2 protein-coding genes are annotated in these 2275 nt (G+C 68.8%); both read left to right on the top strand.

What is annotated here, in order from left to right:
- Window positions 1-62 precede the first annotated feature (62 nt).
- The gene (gene fahA, locus BLT64_RS25780; RefSeq protein ID WP_011749792.1) at window positions 63-1268 is read left to right on the top strand and encodes a fumarylacetoacetase; all 1206 of its coding nucleotides are present in this window, start codon (window positions 63-65) and stop codon (window positions 1266-1268) included.
- On the top strand, window positions 1265-1900 hold the full coding sequence (gene maiA, locus BLT64_RS25785; RefSeq protein WP_011749793.1) for a maleylacetoacetate isomerase: 636 nt from the start codon (window positions 1265-1267) through the stop codon (window positions 1898-1900). The genes fahA and maiA overlap by 4 nt, the downstream gene beginning before the upstream one ends.
- The last annotated feature ends 375 nt before the right edge of the window (window positions 1901-2275 follow it).

The raw sequence follows: 2275 nt of genomic DNA on the forward strand, positions 1-2275 counted from the left end.
GAAGGCCGAGGGCCGAGGGCCGAGAGCCGGGGATATTTGCACAAGAAAGAAGGAGGCCGGATGTGGCTCTATTGCGGTCCTGGCTCGAAAGCGCCAATCAGGCGGATTGCCCGTTTCCCCTGAACAACCTGCCCTATGGGGTGTTCTCCGTGTCGGGCGATGCGCCGCGCTGCGGGGTGGCCATCGGCGACATGATCCTGGATCTGGCCGAATGCGAGGCGCGCGGGCTGGTCGACGCGGGCGGCACGTTCGCGCAGCCGCGGCTCAACGATTTCATCGCGCTGGGGCGGGCGAAATGGGACGAGATCCGCGCCCGGCTGACCGCGCTGCTGGCCGAGGAGGGCGATCGCAGCCTGCCGCTGGTCGCCATGGCCGAGGCACAGCTGCACCTGCCGATCCGGGTCACGGAGTTCACCGATTTCTACGCCTCGAAGAACCATGCCTTCAATGTGGGCGTGCTGTTTCGCGGCCCCGAGAACGCCCTGCCGCCGCAATGGACGCATATGCCCATCGGCTATAACGGGCGGGCGTCCTCGGTCGTGGTCTCGGGCACGCCGATCCGCCGTCCGATGGGCCAGTTGAAGGGCGAGGCCGGGCCGGAATGGGCGCCCTGCCGCAGGCTGGACCTGGAGCTTGAGCTGGGCGCCATCGTTGGCGCGGACAGCGTGATGGGCCAGCGCCTGAGCGTTGAGGAGGCAGAGCAGGCGATCTTCGGCTATGTGCTGCTGAACGACTGGTCGGCGCGCGATGTGCAAGCCTGGGAATACCAGCCGCTGGGCCCGTTCCAGTCCAAGGCGCTTGGCACCACAATCGGTGCATGGATCGTGACCCAGGCGGCGCTGGAGCCGTTTCGCTGCGCGGGTGCCGAGCGGGCGAACCCGCTGCTGCCCTATCTGCACGAGCGGCGGCCGGGGCTTTACGACCTGGAGATCGGCTGGACCATGAACGGCCAGGTCATGGGGCGGACGAATTACGGCGTCATGTATTACTCCAGCGCCCAGCAACTGGCGCATCACACCAGTTCCGGCTGCCCGATGCGGGTCGGCGACCTGCTGGGCTCGGGCACGATCTCGGGGCCGGAGCGCGAGCAGACCGGGGCGCTGCTGGAGATGACCGGGGGCGGCAAGGTGCCGGTCACGGTCAATGGCGCGCCCCGCACCTTCATCGAGGACGGCGACGAGATCGGGCTGTTCGCCCAGGCGCGGGGCGAGGGCTATCGCATCGGCTTCGGCCCCTGCACCGGGCAGGTCCTGCCTGCGCTGCCATGACGGTCGTGCTGCACGACTACTGGCGATCCTCCGCATCCTACCGGGTGCGGATCGCGCTGGCGCTGAAGGGTATTGCCTACGACCGGGTGGCGGTGGATCTGGTGGCCGGTGCGCAGCGGCGCGCGGATCATCTGGCGCTGAACCCGCAGGGGCTGGTGCCGGTGCTGGAGATCGACGGGCTGCGGCTGACGCAGTCGCTGGCGATCCTGGAATACCTCGAGGAAACCCGGCCGCAGCCGGCGCTGCTGCCCGAAGGTGCGGCGGCGCGGGCGCATGCCCGGGCGTTGGCGCTGGCGGTGGCCTGCGAGATCCATCCGCTCTCGAATCTGGGGGTGCTGGCGCGGGTGGAGGCATTGGCCGGACCCGAGGCGCGCGCCGCCTGGAACCGCGAGAACATCGCCCGCGGCCTTGAGGCCGTCGAGCGGCTGCTGGACCATCCGGGCTTTGCCGGGCGGTTCTGCCATAGCGACAGGCCGGGCATGGCCGATTGCGTGCTGATCCCGCAGATCTACAACGCCAGCCGCTGGGGGGTGGAGTTCCGACACCTGCCGCGCATCGCCGCCGTTGCATCGTCCTGCTCGGATTTGGCGGCATTCCAGATGGCCGCGCCGGAAAGAGTCCAGGTCGCCTGAACCGGCCCGGCCGGTTCGCGACCGTGTCCTTTGGAGGCCGGGGCTTGCGGATGCTGCGGCCCTTTCCGCCGTCGCTGCCTTGTGGAATCGGGTCCTGTTCAGGCCACCGGATGAGGCTGCGCAGGATCCTTTTGCGCGTGATGGATGACCAATCTGGCGGACGCTAACGAGTGCGGGGCGGAGGTTCTCAGCAAAGCGGGGATCGGCATGGTTCCCAGCTGCGGGTGCCGCGGCTTTCCCGTCCGCCATGATGCTTTGCCCAATCCGCTTCCGGCTTGCGCAGCATCGAGACGGCCGTCGCGCCGCCTTTCGATCCGGTGCCGCCGGCATATCCCCGCCGGGCAGGACGGTTGCCCCTTTACTTGGCCGATCCCC

This window comes from Paracoccus denitrificans, assembly GCF_900100045.1.
In the GTDB taxonomy this organism is placed as follows: Bacteria; Pseudomonadota; Alphaproteobacteria; order Rhodobacterales; family Rhodobacteraceae; genus Paracoccus; species Paracoccus denitrificans.

Coding starts and splice junctions, on each gene's coding strand:
- maiA (WP_011749793.1), top strand. CDS start 1,265: ATGACGGTCGTGCTGCACGACTACTGGCGATCCTCCGCATCCTACCGG.